Source organism: Streptomyces sp. L2, from assembly GCF_004124325.1.
Classification (GTDB): Bacteria; Actinomycetota; Actinomycetes; order Streptomycetales; family Streptomycetaceae; genus Streptomyces.
Genome location: NZ_QBDT01000001.1, coordinates 5,169,665 through 5,189,796, shown reverse-complemented (window position 1 = coordinate 5,189,796; position 20,132 = coordinate 5,169,665). Strand labels below are relative to the sequence as shown.

Below are 20,132 nucleotides of genomic sequence, written 5' to 3'. Positions count from 1 at the left end.
ACTCCGCCCAGGAAGGCACAAGGGCCCACCGCACTCCCGCGCCCTCGACGCCACCCACCGCACCGGGTAAGGCACCAAGACCCAGGGCACTCCCGCGCCCCCCGACACCACCCACCCCGCCGAGGAAGGCCCGTCGACGTGACCGACCCCTTCGCTCCCTACGTCCCCCGCCCCGCGTCCCGTCCCGTTCCGGTCACCGCCGCGCTCAGCGAGGCGACCCCAGCCGACGTCCCCCGCCTCGCCGCCCTCCAGGCACAGGTCAGAGGAGGCACGGCGGAGCAGTGGGCCGACCGGCTGCGACGACTCGTCGAGGGGACGGATGCGGTCGTCGTACGGGCGGACATGGACGGGGAGACCGTCGGCTTCGGCAGTGCCGCCCTCCTCCCTCCGCACCCCGCGGACGGCGCCCCCGGCGGCTGGTACCTGACCGGTGTGACCGTGGCCCCGTCGTGGCGCCGGCGCCGGATCGGCCGGGCCCTCACCCGCGCCCGCATGACCCGGGTCTTCGCCCGGGCCCCCGAGATCTGGTGCTTCGTCTCGGCCCGCAACCCCGCCTCCCTCGACCTCCACCACGCCCTCGGCTTCCACGAACTCCGCCGCGGCCCCTCCTTCCAGGGCATCCCCTTCGACTGCGGCGAGGGCGCCCTCCTCCGGGCGGCCCGGGAGGTACGGGTCCCGTGATCCTCGAATCGATCAGCGGCCCGGTGCCCTGCGCCCGCTGCGGGGCCCTGGCCGAGTGATGCGGCACGCAGGTGCTGGGCGACGACGACTCGCTGCGGTGGGACACCGAAGTGATGTGCCCGGCGTGCGGGGAGGGGATGGCCGTGTGCGGTGGCGAGCTGCCGGACGCGACGCGGGAGCGGATGCTCGCCGAGCGGGGACGGGCCGTGGTGCGGGTACGAGGCGAGGTCGACCGGGTCGCCGTCATGCGGGTGCCGCGGCACCGTTTCCCGGTCGGGCCCGCGGAGGTGAAGGGCCTCCTGGAGCAGGTACGGGAAGGGGAGCCGGGCGGCGCGCTTCCCGAGGCCGAGTTGCTCGTACGGCGGCTGCGGGCCACCGGTGTGGACGCCGTCGCCGCGCGGCAGGCGATCACTCCGGATGCCCCGGCCGGCGAGTAGGGTCGCTCTGCATGAAGCTGGCGTTTTCCACTCTGGGGGTGCCCGGGCTGCCGGTCGCGGACGTCGTGGCTCTGGCGGCCGGGCACGGGTATCACGGTGTCGAGATCCGGGCGCACGCGGAGGAGGCGGTGCATCCGGGGCTGGCGGTAGCCGAACGTGCCGATGTGGCAGGGCAGTTCAGGGCGGCCGGGGTGGAGGTGCTGGGGGTCGCCGGATACGCGCGGGTGGCCGCGCCCGGGGACGACGGCGGCGTACTCGGTGAGATCCGGGAGCTCGTCCGGCTGGCGCACGACCTGGGCGCCCCGTACGTGCGGGTGTTCCCCGGCGCGGACCTCGGGCGGCCGCGCGAGGAGTCGGACGCCATCGCGGCCCGGCGGCTGGGTACCGCCGCCGAGGACGCCGCCGCGCTCGGTGTCCGCGTCCTGCTGGAGACCCACGACTCGCACCGCACCGGCGCCGACGCGATCCGGGTCCTCGGGCCCGTCGGGCACGCGCACGTGGGCGCCCTGTGGGACGTGATGCACACCTGGCTGGGCGGGGAGCAGCCGTCGGAGACGTACGCGGCGCTCGCCCCGCACCTCGGGTACGTCCAGGTCAAGGACATCGCCTCCGCCGAGGACACCACCCCGCTGCCGCTCGGCGCGGGCGTGCTGCCGCTCACCGAGTGCGTGGACGTTTTGTCCCGGCACGGCTGGGACGGCTGGCTGTGCTGGGAGTACGAGAAGCGGTGGTACGAGGCCGCCGCCCCGCTCCCGGGACTGCTGGCCGGCGGTCGCGATCACCTCGTACGGCTGCTGGGCGAGGCCGCGTAGCCGTCGGTTCAGCCGATGCGGCGCGCGCAGCCCACCGGCTGGGCGCCGCCGAGTTCGACGTACAGGACCGTGCCGGCCGGGCAGCGGGAGCGCGTGGTGGTCGCGGTGGTGACCTTGTACTGGGGCCGGTGGCGCCCCGAGCCGTCGCACGCCGTCTCGCGTACCGCGCCGCGGCCCGCGCCGTAGACGCAGTCCCCGGCGATCGTGCGCGGCCCCCCGCCGTGGCCCGGGTCGCCGGGGTGCGGTGGTTCCAGGTTGCGCATGCAGGCGTAGCCCTGGGGGATGCGGGTCGTGCCGGAGGTCCGCTGTGCGCCGATGTGCAGGACGAAGTCGGTGGTCGGCGGGCAGCGTGGGCCGTCGGTGGTCGTGCCGTCGTAGCGGGCGACGACCCTGGCGGCGGCCCGCTCGCCCGCGCAGGGCACCTCGGTGAAGCTGGTGGTGCCGAAGGAGCTGCACTCGCCGACCGCGAGGAACCGGGCGCCGTAGCCGGCGGGTGCGGTGGACGCCGGGGACGCGGGGCGGCTGCCGCCCACCGGGCTGCGGCAGCCGGTCAGGAGGAGCGCCGCGACGGCGAGGACCGCGACCAGGACGGGGCCCGCCGGCGGGAAGCCCGCCAGGACGGGCGCGGCCGGCGGGCGACGGTCCGCCGCGGTCCCGCGCATCGCCATCCCCCACTCACCCCCGCCCAGCGTGGCCCGCGGTGGCCGGGCCACGCCAGACATGAGCGGCGATTTCCGCCTTTTGGGGCGTTACGGACCAGGTAGGGCGTACATCTAGTACGTCAACCCGTGGCCGATGGGATACAGCACCTGCGCCGGATCGTCCGCCCGCTGTACCGGCACCGGCAGGGTGCCGCGCGGCGACACGCGTCCGGCGATCACCCGCGCGGCGGCGCGCAGTTCGACGTCGGTCCAGGAGTACGACGCCAGGTAGCCCTTCACCGCAGGGAGCTGGGCCACGTCGTACGGGTTGCGGACGGCGATCGCCACGACCGGACGGCCGGTCGCGGTCAGCCGCTCGACGAGGGTCCGCTGCGTGCTGCCCGCCGTCACGTTGTACGTGGCGACGACGACCGCGTCCGCGTCCCCTGCCGCGTCGACCGCCTGGGTGATCGTCGCGGCGGAGGGTGCCGTACCGGTGGACAGGGCGGTCGCGGTGAAGCCCAGTTCGGTGAGGGCGGCGGCCAGGACACCGGTGGGCGGGCCGGTGGTGCCGGACGGGGAGGCCGGGTCGGCACCGACGACGAGGACCTTGCGCCGGGTGCGGCGGTCGAACGGCAGGATGCCGTCCTCGTTGACCAGCAGGGTCGTGGTCCGCTCGGCGATCCGGTCGGCGGCGGCCAGATGGGCACGGGTGCCGACGGTCCGCTCGACGCCGGCGCTGCTCGCGTACGGCCGGTGGAAGAGGCCGAGGCGCGCCTTCAGCCGCAGGATCCGCAGGATCGATTCGTCGAGTCGCTGTTCGGTCAGCTCGCCGTCCTGGACGGCCTTCAGCACGGCGTGCCACGCCACGTCCAGCGAGGGCGGGTTGAGCAGCTGGTCGACGCCGGCCTTCAGCGCCAGCACCGGCACCCGGTCGTCGCCGTACTTGGTGCGCACGCCCTCCATCCCGAGGGAGTCGGTGACGACGACGCCGTCGTAGCCGAGTTCGCCGCGCAGGATGCCGGTGAGGATCGGGTGGGAGAGGGTCGCCGGGTCACCGGAGTCGTCCAGGGCCGGGAACTGGATGTGCGCGGTCATGATCGCGTCGATGCCGGCCCGGACCGCCGCCCGGAAGGGCACCGCGTCCAGCTTCTCCCACAGCTCCCGGCTGTGCGTGATCACCGGGAAGTCGGTGTGGCTGTCGGTGGCGGTGTCGCCGTGCCCGGGGAAGTGCTTGGCGGTCGCCGCGACCCGGGACGCCTGGTAGCCCTTCACCTCGGCGGCGACCATCCCGGCGACCGCGTCCGGGTCGGCCCCGAACGACCGTACGCCGATGACCGGGTTGGCCGGGTTGACGTTGACGTCGGCGTCCGGGGAGTAGTCCTGGTTGATGCCCATCGCCCGCAGTTCGGCGCCGGAGATACGGCCGAGCGTGCGGGCGTCGGACCGCGAGCCCCCGGCGCCCATGGCCATCGCGCCCGGGAACAGCGTGGCCGGCTCGCCGACCCGGCACACGATGCCGTGCTCCTGGTCGGTGGTGATGAGCACCGGCAGACCGCGCGGCAGACCGAGGGACGCCCGCTGGATGCCGTTGGAGAGGGCGGCGATCTGCTGGGGGTCGCGGGTGTTGTGAGCCCAGGTGAAGTAGATGATGCCGCCGACCCGGTACCTGGCGATCAGCTCGGCGGCCGTGCGGACGCCGATCTCGTCGAGGTTGGCATCGATGTCGGCCTGGTCCGGGTCGGTGGCCGAGTCGCCGTAGACCCGCATCACGAACAGCTGGCCGACCTTCTCCTCCAGCGTCATCCGGGCGATCCGGGCGCGCAGTTCGCGGTCGTTCGGGGCGGCGGCGTGGGCGCTCGCGGGCAGGGCGAGTGCGGTGGTGAGGCCGGCCGTCGCGGCGAGGACGCTGCGCCTGGACGGCCGACCGGTCTTTCCCGTGCCTCCCGTGCCCGTACTTCCCGTGCTTCCCGTTGTTCTCGTTCTTCCCGTGCTGGTGTCGTGCACGTGCGCTCCTTCCGGAGGAGAACCGCTGAAGGAAACTTCCAGGGATCACGAATATCCGGGAAGTTTCTTTCCGTCAAGGGACCGCACAGGAACCGCGAGCCGCATACGGACCAGGCGTCAGGCCGCCGTCGCCGCCCCCGGCCCCAGGTGCCGTGTGAAGAAGCGGACCGCGCTGTCCGCCTCGAAGCGGGGCATCTCCTTGTGGGCGCCGCTGTTGGCGTGCAGGGTCTTCTCCTTGGAGGCGAAGGCGTCGAACAGCGCGAGGGCGGACGCGCGCGGGATGTGCTGGTCGTCCCACTGCATGGCGAACTCGACCGGGATGGTGATCCGCCTCGCCGTCTCGGCGACGGTGTCGGGCCAGAAGAGGCCGAACACGGCGGCGGCGATACGGGGTTCGGCCGCGGCGAGGGGCACGCCGATCGCGGTGCCCATGTTGAGCCCGAATAGCCGACCGATCCGCCGGGGCCGATCTCCGGCAGTTCCTGGAGCGCTTCCAGAACGGGCCGCCATTCGGGTACGGCCCGTTCGGCGATGTGGGCGTTTTGACGTCCTCTCCTGCCGAGGGCAAGAGATTCCGGTCCGCACCGCTGCGCGGTACCACCTCGGGTTCCTGCTTCACAGGCCACTGCCGACCGGTGAGGGTCGGTCTTACACGGCCTCCACAGGCCTCACTTCCCGCCCGCCCGGCGGTAGGCCCGACGAACTCTATCGACGGGCGAGCAAATTTTAGCCACGCCACTTCGCACTCCGGGCCGCCACGGGCGAGATGCCCTACATCGCCACCCAGAATAGTGCAGCACAGTACGGGTGTTCGGTGTGAGCAAGACAAGCGGGCCATGGGCTTGCCGACGCATCACGTCGATCTTCCACTCATCATGCTCCCTATAAGGCCACCACGAGGAGGTCCAAGCCCGGACCACGATGCCGGTCGTTACGCCTTGCGGATGGCGCCAACCGCCGACAGCATCCGAGTCGCGCCGTCGGGCTAGGGCTCCAGCCCGCACGCCGTCCCGCTCAACGCAATTACCCCTGGCCTCAGCAGAGGATCCACCCCGAGCTGACCGACCGGCTCCCGATCGTCCCCTTGACCCGGACGCAGCGGTGCCCGGCGTGGACGGTGACCGGGCCCGCGAGGAGTTTGTACCGGCCCCGGTCGACGACCGCCCGGTTGCCGCGGGCCTGGATGCTGACCGACATGGTGCGCCGCGCGCCGGGCTTCGTGGCGACGGTGACCGCGCAGACGTAGCTGTCCCGCTTGTAGACGTGCACGCTGCCGCCGCCGAGGGACAGGGTCCGCACCTGGCGCCCGGCGCAGCCGCTGGCGGCCTCGGCGCTGCCGGGGGCGGCGAGGGCGAGCGCGCCGGCGGCGGTCAGGACGGCCACGCCGAGCGCGAGGCGCCGGCGTATCGCACCACTGTCCACAGTCTCCCGCCCCTCACCGCCGTGCGCGTATCTGACGCGCGTACAGATGTACGGACGCCCCACCCTTCCCGATGGTTGCACGGCCCTCAGCGGGTCACTCCGACCGGCTCCTCCGGTTCGGCCTCGCCGACGAAGGTCCGCCACAGCTCCGCGTACCGGCCGCCGCGCGCCAGCAGCTCCTCGTGGGTGCCGTCCTCGGCGACCCGCCCGTGGTCCATCACGACCACCCGGTCGGCGCGGGCCGCGGTGGTCAGCCGGTGCGCGACGACCAGCGTCGTACGGCGGCCCGCCAGGCGGTCGGTGGCCTGGTTGACCTGGGCCTCCGTGGCCAGGTCGAGGGCGGCCGTCGCCTCGTCGAGGAGCAGGACGTCGGGGTCGACGAGTTCGGCGCGGGCGAGCGCGATGAGCTGCCGCTGGCCGGCCGACAGGTTGCGGCCGCGTTCGGCGACCTCGTGCAGGTAGCCGCCGTCGAGCGTGGCGATCATCTCGTGCGCGCCGACCGCGCGGGCCGCGGCCTCCACCTCGGCGTCGGTGGCGTCGGGGCGGCCGTAGGCGATGGCGTCGCGGACCGTGCCCGGGAAGAGGTACGCCTCCTGCGGGACGACCCCGAGGCGGTGCCGGTACGCGGTCAGGTCCAGGGTGCGCAGGTCGGTGCCGTCGACGGTGACCCGCCCGGCGGTGGGGTCGTAGAACCGGGCCACCAGCTTGACCAGGGTCGACTTGCCGGCGCCGGTCTCGCCGACGAAGGCGACGGTCTGCCCGGCCGGGATCGTCAGGTCGATGCCGGTCAGGGCGTTCTCGTCGTCGCCGTAGGCGAAGTGCACGTCCTCGAAGGCGATGTTCCCGCTGAGCGAGCGCACGTCGCGGGGCTGCTCGGCCGCCTTCGTCGACGTCGGCTCGCGCAGCAGCTCCTGGATGCGGCCCAGCGAGACGGTGGCCTGCTGGTAGCCGTCGAAGACCTGGGAGAGCTGCTGGACGGGGGCGAAGAACAGGTCGATGTAGAGGAGGTAGGCGACCAGGGCGCCGGTGGTCAGGGTGGCCGCCTCGATGCGGTGCGCGCCCGCCACGAGGACCGCGGCCGCCGCGACCGACGACAGCAGCTGCACGAACGGGAAGTACACCGAGATCAGCCACTGGCCCCGGATGCGGGCCGCGCGGTAGCTGTCGCTGCGCTCCGCGAACCGCCGGCCGCCGTCCGCCTCGCGCCCGAACGCCTGCACGATCCGCAGCCCGGACACTGACTCCTGGAGGTCGGCGTTGACCACGGACACCCGCTCACGGGCGAGTTCGTACGCTTTGACGCTGGCCCGGCGGAAGAAGAAGGTGCCGACGACCAGCGGGGGCAGGGTGGCGAAGACGACGAGCGCGAGCTGCACGTCGAGGACCAGGAGCGCGACCATGATCCCGAAGAAGGTGACGACCGCGACGAACGCGGTGACCAGGCCGGTCTGCAGGAACGTGGACAGCGCGTCGACGTCCGTGGTCATCCGGGTCATGATGCGGCCGGTCAGCTCGCGCTCGTAGTAGTCCAGGCCGAGCCGCTGGAACTGGGCGAAGATCTTCAGGCGGAGCGCGTACAGCACCCGCTCGCCGGTCCGGCCGGTCATCCGGGTCTCGCCGACCTGAGCCGTCCACTGCACGAGCACCGTGACCAGTCCGAGCAGGGACGCCGTCCAGACCGCGCCGAGGGCGAGCTTGCTGACGCCCTGGTCGATGCCGTGCCGGATGAGCACCGGCAGCAGCAGGCCGGCGCCCGCGTCCACGGCGACCAGCAGCAGGCTGAGCAGCAGGGGCCGGCCGAAGCCGCGCAGCAGCCGGCGCAGGCCGTACGACTCCTCGGGCCGGACCGCCTCGGTCTCGTCGACGTCGGGGGTGTCGGTGGCCGGCGGCAGGGCGTCGACCTGGGCCAGCAGCTCGGGCGTGGCCGGGGTGCCGCTGAGGGCGGTGTCCTTGGGTGCCCGGTCGCCGGTCCACAGCCGGGGAGTGAGACCGCGTTCGGCGTCGAACTCGGCGTCCAGCTCGTCGCGCACCGAGGTGTCCTCGCGCGGCTCGGCCGGCGGGGTGTGGCCGGGCGAGACCCCGCCCAGCTCGTCCGGGTCGGTGAGCAGCCGGCGGTAGAGGGCCGAGCGTTCCTGCAGTTCCTCGTGCGTGCCGATGTCGGCGAGCCGGCCGCCGTCGAGTACGGCGATGCGGTCGGCGAGGTTCAGGGTGGAGCGGCGGTGCGCGATGAGGAGGGTCGTACGGCCCTCCATCACCTCCTTGAGCGCCTCGTGGATCTCGTGCTCCACGCGGGCGTCCACGGCGGAGGTGGCGTCGTCCAGGACCAGCAGCCGTGGGTCGGTGAGGATGGCGCGGGCGAGGGCGACGCGCTGGCGCTGGCCGCCGGAGAGGGTCAGGCCGTGCTCGCCGACCTTGGTGTCGTAGCCCTCGGGCAGCTCGCGGATGAACCGGTCGGCCTGGGCGGCGCGGGCGGCGGCCTCGATCTGCTCGTCGGTGGCGTCGGGGCGGCCGTAGGCGATGTTGCTGCGGACGGTGTCGGAGAAGAGGAAGGAGTCCTCGGGCACCAGCCCGATCGCGGCGCGCAGGGACTCCAAGGTCAGCTCGCGGACGTCGTGCCCGCCGACCAGCACCGCGCCGTGGGTGACGTCGTAGAAGCGCGGGAGCAGCAGCGAGACGGTGGACTTGCCGGAACCGGAGGAGCCGACGACGGCCAGGGTCTCGCCCTGCCGTATCTCGAAGCTCAGCCCGTCGAGCACGGGCCGCTCGTCGTCGTAGCCGAAGGACACGGAGTCGAACTCGACGGTCGCGGGCGCGTCGGCCGGCAGGGTCCGGGTGCCGTCGGCCATGGTCGGCTCGGTGTCGATCAGCTCCAGGACCCGCTCGGTGCCGGCGCGGGCCTGCTGGCCGACGGTGAGGACCATGGCGAGCATGCGGACCGGGCCGACCAGCTGGGCCAGGTAGGTGGAGAACGCGACGAACGTGCCGAGCGTGATGTGCCCGCGCACGGCCAGCCAGCCGCCGAGCGCCAGCATGGCGACCTGCCCGAGGGCGGGGACGGCCTGGAGGGCCGGGGTGTACTTGCTGTTCAGCCGGATCGTGCGCAGGCGTCCCGCGAAGAGCCGTCGGCCGACCTCCCTGAGCTTCCCGGTCTCCTGCTCCTCCTGGCCGAAGCCCTTCACGACCCGGACCCCGCCGACCGCGCCGTCCACCACTCCGGCGACGGCGGCGGCCTGCGCCTGCGCGTACCAGGTCGCGGGGTGCAGCCGGCTGCGGCTGCGCTTGGCTATGTAGCCGAGCGCGGGGGCGACGGCTAGGGCGACCAGGGTCAGCGGCCAGGACAGCCACGCCATGATCACCAGGGATATCAGGAAGAGCAGCAGGTTCCCGATGGTCATCGGGAGCATGAAGAGCAGGCCCTGGATCAGCTGGAGGTCACTGGTGGCGCGGCCGACGACCTGCCCCGTGGACAGCTCGTCCTGCCGGCGCCCGTCCAGCCGCGTGATCGTGCCGTACATCTCGGTGCGCAGGTCGTGCTGCACGTCGAGGGCGAGCCGGCCGCCGTAGTAGCGGCGTATGTAGGTGGCGGCGTAGACGAGGACGGCGGCGCCGATCAGGGCGCCCGCCCACGGAGCCATCGAACGGGTGTGCGCGCCGATGACGTCGTCGATGATCACCTTGGTGAGCAGCGGGACCACGGCCATGACGGCCATGCCGGCGAGGGAGGAGCCGAGGGCGAGGATCACGTCCGTGGGGTAGCGCCAGGCGTATCCCGCGAGTCGTCTCGCCCATCCCCGTTGCGGTGTCACGCTGGCGCCCTCCGTTTGACCTGGTCTTCCGGAAGAGCCAACGCTCCGCGGGTTCGGCCGTATTCCGGGTGCGGGTTTGTTGTGGCTGGTCGCGCAGTTCCCCGCGCCCCTTACGGGGCTGTCAGCACCCGGAGGCTATAGAACCGTGTGGTCTGGGCCGGGTTCTGGTTGTCGTCGCTGACCAGCAGGACCCGGAGACCGCCCGTACGGTCACGGCCCGTGACGGCCATGCCCTCGATGTTGTCGAGGAGGGGGTTCGGCTGGGGCTGCTTCGCCGTGGCGCCGAGGGTGGGGCAGTCGGCGATGTCGGCGAGGAGCCGCTTGTGGACGAGACGGACGCCCGGCTGGCCGGTCAGGTTCTCGATGCCGCTGGTGTCGGTGGCGTGCCGGGGGTCGGCCAGGTAGAGGCGGACGGTGTTGCCGACGCCGGCGGTGAAGCCGCGTTCCAGGACGAGGAGGCGGCCGTCGGGGGTGGCCTGCACCTCGGGGACGCCGAGGCCGGGGTCGGTGCGGTAGGCGTACTGGGCGGCGAGCCGGAAGTGGCCGTGGTGCCGGGTCCAGGTCTGGAAGCGGACGATGCCGTCGCTGTCCCCGGCGAGCGCGTCCTCCATGGAGGCGAGCAGGGTGTGCCCGCCGGGCAGGAGGGTCAGCCCCTCGAAGGTCTCGTTGGCGGTGGCGCGGCCGGCCGGGGCGACCCGGAGGTCGGACGGCACCGGGAGACGGTCGAGGATCGTGCCGTCGCGTGAGTAGCGGCGGACGGACGGCTCGGTCTCGGAGGTGATCAGCCGGGTGCCGTCCCGGTCGATGGCGAGCCCCTCGGAGTCGAGGGCCGCGCCCTGCTCGTCGGCGAGCGGCACGACGGCGGTGGGCCGCAGCGTCCTCGGGTCGAGGCTGAAGAGGGAGGAGCGGTCGGCCAGGGCGGCGAGGGAGCCGTCCTGGTCCACGGCGAGGGCGGAGAAGTTGCCGACGAAGGTGCCGTCGTACGTCGTCTTGTCGAGCGCGTCGGAGAAGCGGTCGATGCGGACGGCGGCGGAACAGGAGTGCCCTGTAAGGGAATTGTCGGATGCGGCGGCCGGTCCGGCGGCGGTCAGGCAGGTGGCCGCCGCCAGTCCGGCGGTGAGGGTGGCGAGTACGGTTCTCAGGCGCATGGGCGCCACCGTAGATCGGGCGGGTGGACGCCGGGTAGACGGCACCCTGACCCGTGGGGCTCAACTGGCCGCGAGATCCCGGTGGATGACCTTGGCGATGCCCTGGATGGTGGAGATGCCGTAGCTCATGGTGCTGTTGCCGTGGGTGAGGACGCTCATCATGTAGTCGTGGCCGTGGCCGGTGAACGTGCCGAGGCTGTGTACGCGCCAGCCGTGCGTGGAGCGCTGCAGCCAGCCGTTCTTGACGTGCACGGAGACGCCGGAGGGGGCGCCGTACGGGGTACCCCAGCGCTGGTCGGCCTCGACCTGGCCCATCAACTTCAGGATGTAGGCGCGGGAGTTGTCGCTCAGCACGCTGTTCTTGGCGGTGACGAGCTTGAGCAGCTTCTGCTCGTCGTTGACGTTCTCCTGGGTGAGCCCCCAGTAGCCGTCGGCGCCGGGCACGGTCTTCGTCATGCCGGCGGCGGCGAGGAAGCCCTTGATCTTCGTCATGCCCAGCTGCTTCCAGAGCTTGCTGGTGGCGTCGTTGTCCGACTGGGTGATCATCGCCTTGGCGAGGTCGGCCTCGGTGTCCGTCAGGTACCGGTTGTGCTTCTTGGCGTCCCACAGCAGCGTGGCGAGGACGGTGACCTTGACGGTGCTGGCCGAGTCGAAGGAGCTGGTGCCTTGCAGGGTGCAGGTGGTCTTGGTCGACCGGTCGTAGAGCCCGACGGCTATCGTCCCGGAGCGATGGGCGATGGCGGCGGTGATGTCCTTCTGCAGCTTGGCCGCGAGGCCTGCTTTGGCAGAGGTGCAACTGACGGCCGCCACGGCGGAGGCCGGGGTGGCGGCGGCGACGGCCAGGGCGGGTATGAGCGCCGCCGTGCCAACAGTGGCCGCGAGCACTCGCGTACGGCCCGATATCCGATATGTCACGAAGTTCCCCCTATGAACGCTGGTCGGCGCTTGGTCCTGCGCCTCCCTCGACCCGCCGCGCACCGAGAAGGTTGCACGCGCGTCGCACGAGCGGAAGTTCGAGGGAGCATACACAGGTACGAGAGCCGGCACGCCTCGCGGTCAGACCGGCCGACCGGAACCGTCGGGCAGGGTCATGGCGAGTTGCACGCTCTCGACTCCGTCGGCGACGCGGGAGAGGTACCCGGCGCCATCGCCGATGAGATAACAGGGCTTGCCGCCCTCGCCCGCCCAGGGCAGCAGCCGCGGGCCACTCATACCGTGGGCACCCATGACGCCGCCCCTCAGACGGCGAAGACCACGGACACCAATGACTGAGCACACGATCCCGAAAGCGAGAGCCCTGAGTGGTTGGCGGAAGTCGTCCTACAGCGGCACCGAGTCGAACAGCCGCCTAGAAGTCCTCCACAACCACCCCGCCGGCGTCCCGGTCCGCGACTCCAGGCCCCCCCAGGGCCCGGCGCTGCTCTTCAACACCACCGACTGGTCGGCGTTCACCACGGCGGTCAAGCCCGGCACGCGCTGAAACCAGGGGCGCGCTCGATCCGTCCAGGTCCGCCGGACTTCGGCTGTCAGGGGGCGTTCAAGCGGCCTGGTGGTGCGGAGTGAGTTCGATGGTCAGGTCGGCGTCGAGGGCGCGCGCCAAACGCCGCAGGAGCGGGATGGTGGGTACGGTACCGCCGCCTTCGATCCGGGAGATCTGGGGCTGCTTCATGCCGCAGCGTTCGGCGAGTTCGGTCTGGGACAGGCCCAGGGCGGTGCGTCGATCGTAGATCAACTGGCCGAGGTCGTGAGCGAGTTCGGCTTCCTCGTACAGGCGGTCGTACTCCGTGTTCTCCTCCACCGCTTCATTGAGGAGCTTGCGGTGGCGGCGAGTCTTCCACTCGGCGTGATTCATGACAGCTCCTCCTTGATCGGGCGGCTGTAGATGTCGTGTTCGCTCGCCGGCACGTGGCCGGCCTCGCAGGCGGCCTGCACGGCATGGGCGCGCTTGACCTCCGCGTCCTCCCGCATCTTCGACTTGCGGAAGACGGTCAGCAGAACGACCCGCCGGTCGGGCGCGAGCCAGTAGGTGATGCGCTGGGCGTTGTCGCCGAGGTCGAAGCGCAATTCACGGAGCTTGCCGCCGAGGTGGCGGGAGTAGGGCTCTGCGAGGGTGGTCGCGTTCTCCGCGAGACGGTCGACCTTCTGCTCGGCCATGACGTAGTGGTGGGCGGGTAGGTTCTCCAGCCAGAGGCGGACCTCGGGCTCGATCTCGATGGTGTACCGCTCACCGGCCATAGCTTCAATGTTATATGGCTCAGATATTATACGCCATGGCCCGCCCAGCTCGTGCGGCGAAGGTGAGCAGAATGAGGCCCCTGGCGCCGGACAGCGGCTCACGCCAGGTCGAGTTCCTCGCGGGCTTCGCTCGCCCAGTGCAGTACCCCGGCGGAATCCGTGGCCTCGGCCAGTTCTGTGGCCTCCTTCAGGAGGGATGCCGCGTCGGCTCGGCGGTCCTGTCGGGCGGCGAGGTAGGCCAGGCCGATGAGGTTCGCCGCGACGCCCGGCAGGAACTGGAGCTCCCGGCGCAGCCGCGTGGACTCCTCAAGGTGTCCCCGGGCCTCCTCCAGCCGGCCGGCCATGTGCTCGGTGAAGCCCAGGTGCCGCAGTGCGTAGGACGCCGTCAGCCGGTCCCCGGCCTGGTTGGCGAGGTCGAGTGAGCGTCGGAAAGCGGCTACCGCGGCTTCCATGTCGTCCCGGACGACTTGATGGAAGGCGCCGATCCAGAAGAGGGCCTCTCCTTCCCCCCGCACGTCACCGAGCGCCCCGTACAGCTCCGCCGCGCGCTCGAACAGCTCCAGCTCTCGTGCGTTCTCCACCCGCTCCTGCAGGAAGCGGGCGTGGATCAGGCGGCCACGCGCCAGAGCGAGGTCGGCCTCGACCGCGTCGAGACCGGCCTCCGCGGCCGCCGGCGCACTGCTGTCACCACCGAAGACGGCGCGTTCGTAGAGGAGACCGGCCTGCTCGATGCGCGCGTCCGTAGTCATGTGGTGATCGTACGACCGCTGTTGGGCACGTCAGCCCGGAACTCCCCGGTCCAGATGCGTAGCCGCGAACATCCGTAGCACCGCCGGGAGTACGACCACCGAGGGACCGGGGGATGCCAGGGCCTTCGCCAGGTCGGATTCCAGGGTGTCCGGGGTCGTGCGGATGCCCGGGACGCCGAAGGACTCGGCGAGGGCCGCGTAGTCGGGGCGGGTCAGCTCTGTTGCCGTGGGGCGGCCGAAGGCGTCGGTCATGTACTCGCGGAGGATGCCGTAGCCGCCGTCGTCGATGATGAGCCAGGTGACGGGGAGGTCGTACTGGCGGGCGGTGGCGAGTTCGGCGATGGAGTAGAGGGCGCCGCCGTCGCCGGAGACGGCGAGGACGGGGCGGGTGGGGTCGGCCGCGGCGGCGCCGAGGGCCGCGGGGAAGCCGTAGCCGAGGCCGCCGGCGCCCTGGGCCGAGTGCATGGTGTTGGCGCCCCGGGGGTCGAAGGCCGACCAGGCCCAGTAGGACAGGATCGTCATGTCCCAGAAGGACGGGGAGGCGGCGGGCAGGGCACGGCGGACCGAGGCGAGGACCGCCTGTTCGAGGGTGAGGTCCTGGGCCTCGATGCGGGCGTGGACCCGGGTCAGGACCTCCTGGGCCCGGTCGGGGGCGGTCGGGTCGTCGCGTTCGTCGACCGTTTCCAGCAGGGCCTGGAGGGCCAGGCGGGCGTCGGCGTGGATGCCCAGGGCCGGGTGGTTGGACTCCAGTTTGCCGAGGTCGGCCTCGATCTGGATGACCCGGCCGCGGGGCTTGAACGTGTGGTAGTTGGAGGAGAGTTCGCCCAGGCCGGAGCCCACCACGAGCAGGACGTCGGCGTCCTCCAGGAAGTCCGTGGTGTGGCGGTCCTCCAGCCAGGACTGGAGGGACAGGGGGTGGTTCCAGGGGAACGCGCCCTTGCCGCCGAAGGTGGTGACCACCGGGGCCGACAGACGCTCGGCCAGTGCGCGCAGCTTGCCCGAGGCGTCCGCGCGGACCACTCCGCCGCCCGCGATGATCGCCGGGCGGGAGGATGAAGACAGCAAATGGGCTGCCAGGGCCGTGAGTTCGGGGCGTGGGACCAGGTCGTCCGGAAGGGCGTCGGGGGCTGTGACGACGGGAAGCTCCGTCGGTGCGAGCAGGACGTCCTGGGGGATCTCCACCCACACCGGGCCGTGCGGTGCCGTGAGCGCCGACTTCCAGGCCTCGGCGATCGCGGAGGGGATCTGGGACTGGGTGCGGGCCGTGTGGACCGACTTGACGACGCCCCGGAACGAGGCCGCCTGGTCGGGGAGTTCGTGCAGGTAGCCGTGGCGGCCGCCGCCCAGGCCGGCCGTCGGGACCTGGCTGCTGATCGCCAGCACGGGGGCGGAGGCGGCCGCCGCCTCCTGGAGCGCGGCGAGCGAGGTGAGCGCGCCGGGGCCCGTGGAGAGGAGCAGGGGCGCGGCCTCGCCGGTGACACGGCCGTACGCGTCCGCCGCGAAGCCCGCGTTGTTCTCCACCCGCAGGCCGATGTAGCGCAGGGGGGAGCGGCCGAGGGCGTCGAACATGCCGAGCGCGTGCTGGCCGGGCAGGCCGAAGACGGTCGTCGCGCCCAGCCCGGCCAGGGTCTCCACGACCAGGTCTCCGCCGATGCGCCCCGGGGGTGGATTCAGGGCGGCGGCCGTCTGGGCGGGCGTCGGGCGGAGTTCCAGGTCGTGGTCGTGCGTCACTTCTCGCGCGCCTCGGCAATCTGTCGGCTCATGATCGTGGTCAGTTCGTAGGCGGTGTGGGAGGCCGCCACCGAGGTGATCTCCGCGTGGTCGTACGCGGGGGCGACCTCGACGACGTCCGCCGACACCAGGTTGCACGAGGCCAGCCCGCGCAGGATCTCCAGCAGCTCGCGGGAGGTCATGCCGCCGGCCTCCGGGGTGCCGGTGCCGGGGGCGTGGGCCGGGTCGAGGCAGTCGATGTCGATGGAGATGTACAGCGGGCGGTCGCCGATGCGCTGGCGCAGCTGGTCGGCGACCTCGTCGGCGCCCCGGCGGTAGACGTCGGCGGAGGTGACGATGCCGAAGCCCATCTTCTCGTCGTCGGTGAGGTCCTGCTTGCCGTACAGCGGGCCGCGGGTGCCGACGTGGGAGAGGGCCGAGGTGTCGAGGATGCCCTCCTCCACCGCCCGGCGGAACGGGGTGCCGTGCGTGTACTCGGCGCCGAAGTAGGTGTCCCAGGTGTCGAGGTGGGCGTCGAAGTGGAGCAGCGCGACCGGGCCGTGCTTCTTCGCGACCGAGCGGAGCAGGGGCAGGGCGATGGTGTGGTCGCCGCCGAGGGTCATCAGGCGGGCGCCGGTGCCGAGGAGGTCGTCGGCGGCGGCCTCGATGGTGTCCACGGCCTCGTTGATGTTGAACGGGTTGACGGCGATGTCGCCGCCGTCCGCGACCTGCGCGAGGGCGAAGGGGGAGGCGTCCTGCGCGGGGTTGTAGGGGCGCAGCAGACGGGAGGCCTCGCGGATGGCGTTGCCGCCGAAGCGGGCGCCGGGCCGGTACGAGACGCCCGAGTCGAACGGCACGCCCACGACGGCGACGTCAGCGGTGCCGACCTCGTCGAGGCGGGGCAGCCGGGCGAAGGTGGCCGGGCCGGCGTACCGCGGGACGCGGGAGGAGTCGACGGGGCCGCGGGGCGTCTCGTTGCTGCTCATGGGGTGTGCCTTCTTTCTTGCGCTTCGTCGCGCTTGTGCTGCTTCGTTCCGACCCTACTGGTGAGCCGCCGGTGTCGGCTCGGACGCGCGTTCGGACCGGCGGGCGGATGGGCCGCCTAGCCGCTGGGCCGCCGGGCCGCTGGGCGCCGGGGTGTTCTGGCCGGCCGGGCCCGTCCGTCGGGCCTTCGACGACGAGACTAGGTGGCCGGAAAGCGGCTGCGAAGTGTACGTTTCATCCATTCGAGCCGTATCGGATGGAGGAAACGCACACCATGCCGGATCCTGCCTCCCCGACCTCCCCGGCCTCTCCTGTCGTCCCGCCCACGCCGGGGATCCCGCTGTCGGCGCTGCTGGGCCGGGAGGACCTCGCGCTGCGGCAGATCGCCGGGCCCACCGGCCCGGACCTGGTGATCCACGCGGCCCACGCCTCGGAGATGGCCGACCCGTACCCGTACCTGCTGGGCGGCGAGCTGCTGCTGACGGCGGGGGTGCACGTCCCGGACACGGCGGTCCGGGAGCCGACCGGGACGGGGGCGGCGGTCGGGGGGCCGGCCGAGACGAGAACGACCGGGCCTGGGGCGACCTGGGCGGGGGCGACCGGGACGCGGGCGACCGGGACGGGAGCGGCCAGGACGGGGACCGCCGAGACGAGAGCGGCCGCCCAGGATGCCCTGGGCCCGGACGCCACCGCCCCGGACGCCCCAGGCCCGGACGCCACCGCCCCGGATGCCCCGAGCCCGGATGCCCCGGGCCCGGGGTCGTACTTCGACACCTACGTCTCCCGGATCGTCGCCGCCGGTGGCGCCGCCCTCGGCTTCGGGCTCGCACCGCTCCACGACACGGTGCCGCCCGCGCTCGTCGCGGCCTGCGAGGCGTACGGCCTGCCGCTGCTGGAGGTCCCGCCGCAGACGACGTTCTCGGGGGTGGCCCGCGCGGTCTGGCAGCTGATGGCCCGCGCCCGCATGGCGGAACTGCGCCGGGTCACCGACGCCCAGCAGGGCCTCGCGGCGGCCGCCGCCCGGCCCGACCCGGTCCCCTCGGTCCTGCGCCGGCTCGCCCAGCGTCTTACGGGCCGCGCGGTCCTGTACGGCCCCGACGGCACGGAGGTCGCGAGCGCGGGCCGGGAGCCGGCGGAGGAGGTGGGCGCGGCCCTGGCGGAGCTGACGGCGGTCGTCCGGCCCCGCCCGGACCACCCGCAGCCCCCCGCCTCCGCGACCGACACCCTCGCCGAGACCCACCTCTCGGCCTACGCCCTCGGTGCCGGGGACGGCTTCGTCCTCGGCGTGGCGACCGTCCACCGGGACCCCGGCGACCACACCATCGCCTCCGTCGCCGCCGTGCTGCTCTCCCTCCTCACCGGCGAGCACCACAGCGGGGCCGGTACGGCGCGCTCCTCGGCGCTCGTACGGCTGCTGCTCGGGGCGCCGCCCGAGGAGGTCGCCCCCTTGCTCGGAGCGGGCCGGTGGGTCGTCGTGCACGCCCGCCCGGAGCGCCGGCTCCCGGACGCGGTGGCCGCCTCCGCCCTGGGCGCGGCGCTGGGCTCCCCGCTGCTCGACCTCGCGCACGACGTCGTACGGCTCCTGGTGCCGGCCGAGCGGCGGCCGAACGGCCCGCAGCCCGGCTGGACCCTCGGGGTCAGCTCGGCCGTCGAGCCGCCGGAGTGGCCGGCGGCCGACACCCAGGCGGCGCACGCCCTGGCCCGCGCCCGCGCCACCCGCGCCCCCCTGGTCCGGCACGGCGACCGCACGGCCCTGGACGACCTGGTGCCGGGGGCCGACGCGGAGGCGCACGCCCAGGCGCTCCTCGCACCCCTCGCAGGCCACCCGGCGCTGCCCGGGACGCTGCGCACCTGGCTGTCGCTGCACGGCAGTTGGGACCGTACGGCGGTGGCGCTCCAGGTGCACCGCAACACCGTGCGGCAGCGGATCGCCCGCTGTGCGGCGCTGCTGGACGCCGACCTGGACGATCCGGACGTACGGATGGAACTGTGGTTCGCGCTGCGGAAACACTGAGTGCTGAGCCGAGTGAGTCGTGTCCCAGCGCTCGATATGGCGGAGACGCGCCCCCGTGGGCTGCCTCACAATGGGAGGCATGCCGATATCCGGGACACCCAGCCGCGCCCAGCTCGTCGACCACCTGGTGAGGACCCGTATCGCGGGCGACGTCGCCACGCCCCGCGAGAACAACCTCTCCCACTACCGCAGGCTGGCCAACGGCGACCGGAACTTCTGGCTCGGCCTGGAGCTGGGTGAGCGCTGGACGGACGAGCAGGACGTGCTCGCGGTGATGGCGGAGCGGGTGGGTGTCAGCGACGACCCGGAGCACCGGTACGGGCAGGACACCATCGACCCGGAGCTGACGGTCGACGCCCTGGAGCGGCTCGGGCGCCGACTGCGCAAGGCGGCCGACGCCCGGCAGCGGGTGCTGTTCGCCACCGGCCACCCCGGCGGCCTGCTGGACGTGCACCGCGCCACGGCCGCCGCGCTGCGCACCGCCGGCTGCGAGATCGTCGTCATCCCGGACCGGCTGCAGACGGACGAGGGGTACGTCATGCAGTTCGCCGACGTGGCCGTCCTGGAGCACGGCGCCAGCCTCTGGCACACGCACTCCGGTGAGCCGATGCGCGCCATTCTGACGGCACTTGAGCGCGAGGGCCGCCCGCTGCCGGACCTCGTGGTCGCCGACCACGGCTGGGCGGGATACGCGGCCCAGCACGGCGTCGACGCCGCCGGCTACGCCGACTGCAACGACCCGGCACTCTTCCTCGCCGAGTCCGAGGGCACCCTCCAGGTCGCCGTCCCCCTGGACGACCACGTCGTCAGCCCCCGCTACTACGACCCGATGACCGCCTACCTCCTGTCGGAGGCGGGCCTGGCCTGACCGCCCCGGGCTCTGCTCGGTTCAAGATCAGATCTACCCCAACAACAAGCAAGATCATCGCAAAGTTCTGGGCGGCGAACCCCCTCAAAATGGTCTCTACGGACCAGCAATTCCTCTCTTGTTCTGCTGGGAGTCGACTAGTTTCGACGCGGCCCTGACATGACCGCCAGGGCCCACAACAGAACACAAAACGGGAGAAACCATGCGGAAGCTGGCAGTGGGCGCCATCACGGCGGCCCTCTTCGCTGCGGGGGCAGGAACCGCGTTCGCCGCCTCTTGGCACACCATTCCGACCCTGTCGACCGGGGGTGGCAAGTTCTACGCCGGGCAGTACAAGTTCTGGCCGTCGGGCCAGCACCACGGTGCTTTCGAGTGGAAGGGCAAGCTCCAGGACACCGACAAGGGTGACGGGCACAACGTGTACATGCAGGTGAAGGTCGAGGGCCACAGCTGGAGCCGGTACAACGGCAAGCAGAAGAAGACCGTGCCGCTGGACTACTACAACTGGGACGGCGCCGAGCAGTACACCGAGGACGCCTACATACGCGTGTGCCGGGACAAGGGTTCCTTCCACCCGGACAACTGCTCCGTGACCAAGCACTACAAGCGGTAGCGGCG

Annotated in this window: 19 protein-coding genes and 1 pseudogene; 7 read left to right on the top strand and 13 right to left on the bottom strand. The window is 72.5% G+C overall.

From position 1 onward, the window contains the following. The first annotated feature begins 138 nt into the window (after positions 1–138). The 3 genes from DBP14_RS23200 (at position 139) to DBP14_RS23190 (ending at position 1,930) form a co-directional block, all read left to right on the top strand. Positions 139–681 (top strand): N-acetyltransferase, encoded by a 543-nt coding sequence (locus DBP14_RS23200; RefSeq protein WP_129309074.1) that lies wholly within the window; start codon positions 139–141, stop codon positions 679–681. A 71-nt stretch (positions 682–752) separates the two neighbouring features. After that, the gene (locus DBP14_RS23195; RefSeq protein WP_129309073.1) at positions 753–1,118 is read left to right on the top strand and encodes a hypothetical protein; all 366 of its coding nucleotides are present in this window, start codon (positions 753–755) and stop codon (positions 1,116–1,118) included. 11 nt (positions 1,119–1,129) lie between these two features. Further along, entirely contained in the window at positions 1,130–1,930 is an 801-nt protein-coding gene (locus tag DBP14_RS23190) for a sugar phosphate isomerase/epimerase family protein (protein WP_129309072.1), read from the top strand. 8 nt (positions 1,931–1,938) lie between these two features. Here the strand turns inward: DBP14_RS23190 and DBP14_RS23185 are convergent, their stop codons facing one another. From DBP14_RS23185 to DBP14_RS36175, 8 genes and pseudogenes are all read right to left on the bottom strand, one after another. Next, a complete protein-coding gene (locus DBP14_RS23185) occupies positions 1,939–2,517 on the bottom strand; it encodes a hypothetical protein (RefSeq protein WP_129312035.1) in 579 nt (192 codons plus the stop codon). Positions 2,518–2,703: 186 nt separating this feature from the next. Further along, positions 2,704–4,578 (bottom strand): glycoside hydrolase family 3 protein, encoded by a 1,875-nt coding sequence (locus DBP14_RS23180; protein ID WP_129309071.1) that lies wholly within the window; start codon positions 4,576–4,578, stop codon positions 2,704–2,706. Positions 4,579–4,695: 117 nt separating this feature from the next. Further along, a pseudogene (locus DBP14_RS23175) lies at positions 4,696–5,126 on the bottom strand (alpha/beta hydrolase); the annotation flags it as partial. A 487-nt stretch (positions 5,127–5,613) separates the two neighbouring features. Then, positions 5,614–6,000, bottom strand: coding sequence for a hypothetical protein (locus DBP14_RS23170; protein WP_129309070.1), 387 nt, complete (start codon positions 5,998–6,000; stop codon positions 5,614–5,616). Between the two features lie 86 nt (positions 6,001–6,086). Further along, a complete protein-coding gene (locus tag DBP14_RS23165) occupies positions 6,087–9,806 on the bottom strand; it encodes an ABC transporter ATP-binding protein (RefSeq protein ID WP_129309069.1) in 3,720 nt (1,239 codons plus the stop codon). Between the two features lie 110 nt (positions 9,807–9,916). Then, a complete protein-coding gene (locus DBP14_RS23160; protein ID WP_129309068.1) occupies positions 9,917–10,954 on the bottom strand; it encodes an esterase-like activity of phytase family protein in 1,038 nt (345 codons plus the stop codon). Between the two features lie 60 nt (positions 10,955–11,014). Then, on the bottom strand, positions 11,015–11,839 hold the full coding sequence (locus DBP14_RS23155) for a serine hydrolase (protein ID WP_241741275.1): 825 nt from the start codon (positions 11,837–11,839) through the stop codon (positions 11,015–11,017). 171 nt (positions 11,840–12,010) lie between these two features. Beyond that, positions 12,011–12,181, bottom strand: coding sequence for a hypothetical protein (locus DBP14_RS36175; protein ID WP_164992213.1), 171 nt, complete (start codon positions 12,179–12,181; stop codon positions 12,011–12,013). Positions 12,182–12,218: 37 nt separating this feature from the next. Here DBP14_RS36175 and DBP14_RS23150 point away from each other — a divergent pair, with 37 nt between their 5' ends. Beyond that, positions 12,219–12,434, top strand: a complete 216-nt coding sequence (locus tag DBP14_RS23150) for a DUF397 domain-containing protein (protein WP_129309066.1) — start codon at positions 12,219–12,221, stop codon at positions 12,432–12,434. Between the two features lie 57 nt (positions 12,435–12,491). Here DBP14_RS23150 and DBP14_RS23145 read toward each other — a convergent pair whose 3' ends face one another. The 5 genes from DBP14_RS23145 to speB form a co-directional block, all read right to left on the bottom strand. Next, on the bottom strand, positions 12,492–12,806 hold the full coding sequence (locus DBP14_RS23145; RefSeq protein ID WP_129309065.1) for a helix-turn-helix transcriptional regulator: 315 nt from the start codon (positions 12,804–12,806) through the stop codon (positions 12,492–12,494). Beyond that, positions 12,803–13,189, bottom strand: coding sequence for a type II toxin-antitoxin system RelE/ParE family toxin (locus DBP14_RS23140; RefSeq protein ID WP_129309064.1), 387 nt, complete (start codon positions 13,187–13,189; stop codon positions 12,803–12,805). The genes DBP14_RS23145 and DBP14_RS23140 overlap by 4 nt, the downstream gene beginning before the upstream one ends. 98 nt (positions 13,190–13,287) lie before the next feature. Continuing rightward, the gene (locus DBP14_RS23135) at positions 13,288–13,938 is read right to left on the bottom strand and encodes a tetratricopeptide repeat protein (protein WP_129309063.1); all 651 of its coding nucleotides are present in this window, start codon (positions 13,936–13,938) and stop codon (positions 13,288–13,290) included. 30 nt (positions 13,939–13,968) lie between these two features. Next, on the bottom strand, positions 13,969–15,669 hold the full coding sequence (locus DBP14_RS23130) for a thiamine pyrophosphate-binding protein (RefSeq protein WP_129309062.1): 1,701 nt from the start codon (positions 15,667–15,669) through the stop codon (positions 13,969–13,971). Further along, a complete protein-coding gene (gene speB, locus DBP14_RS23125) occupies positions 15,666–16,634 on the bottom strand; it encodes an agmatinase (RefSeq protein ID WP_129309061.1) in 969 nt (322 codons plus the stop codon). Before speB ends, DBP14_RS23130 begins: the two co-directional genes overlap by 4 nt. A gap of 272 nt (positions 16,635–16,906) precedes the next feature. Here speB and DBP14_RS23120 point away from each other — a divergent pair, with 272 nt between their 5' ends. The 3 genes from DBP14_RS23120 to DBP14_RS23110 all read left to right on the top strand — a co-directional run bounded on the left by DBP14_RS23120 (position 16,907) and on the right by DBP14_RS23110 (position 20,127). Then, on the top strand, positions 16,907–18,646 hold the full coding sequence (locus tag DBP14_RS23120) for a PucR family transcriptional regulator (protein WP_129309060.1): 1,740 nt from the start codon (positions 16,907–16,909) through the stop codon (positions 18,644–18,646). A gap of 79 nt (positions 18,647–18,725) precedes the next feature. Then, complete coding sequence (locus tag DBP14_RS23115; protein ID WP_129309059.1) at positions 18,726–19,514, top strand: phosphatase; 789 nt, start codon at positions 18,726–18,728, stop codon at positions 19,512–19,514. A gap of 202 nt (positions 19,515–19,716) precedes the next feature. Further along, positions 19,717–20,127 carry a hypothetical protein gene (locus DBP14_RS23110; RefSeq protein ID WP_241741011.1) on the top strand — a complete coding sequence of 137 codons (411 nt, stop codon included), beginning with the start codon at positions 19,717–19,719 and terminating at the stop codon, positions 20,125–20,127. Positions 20,128–20,132: the final 5 nt, after the last annotated feature.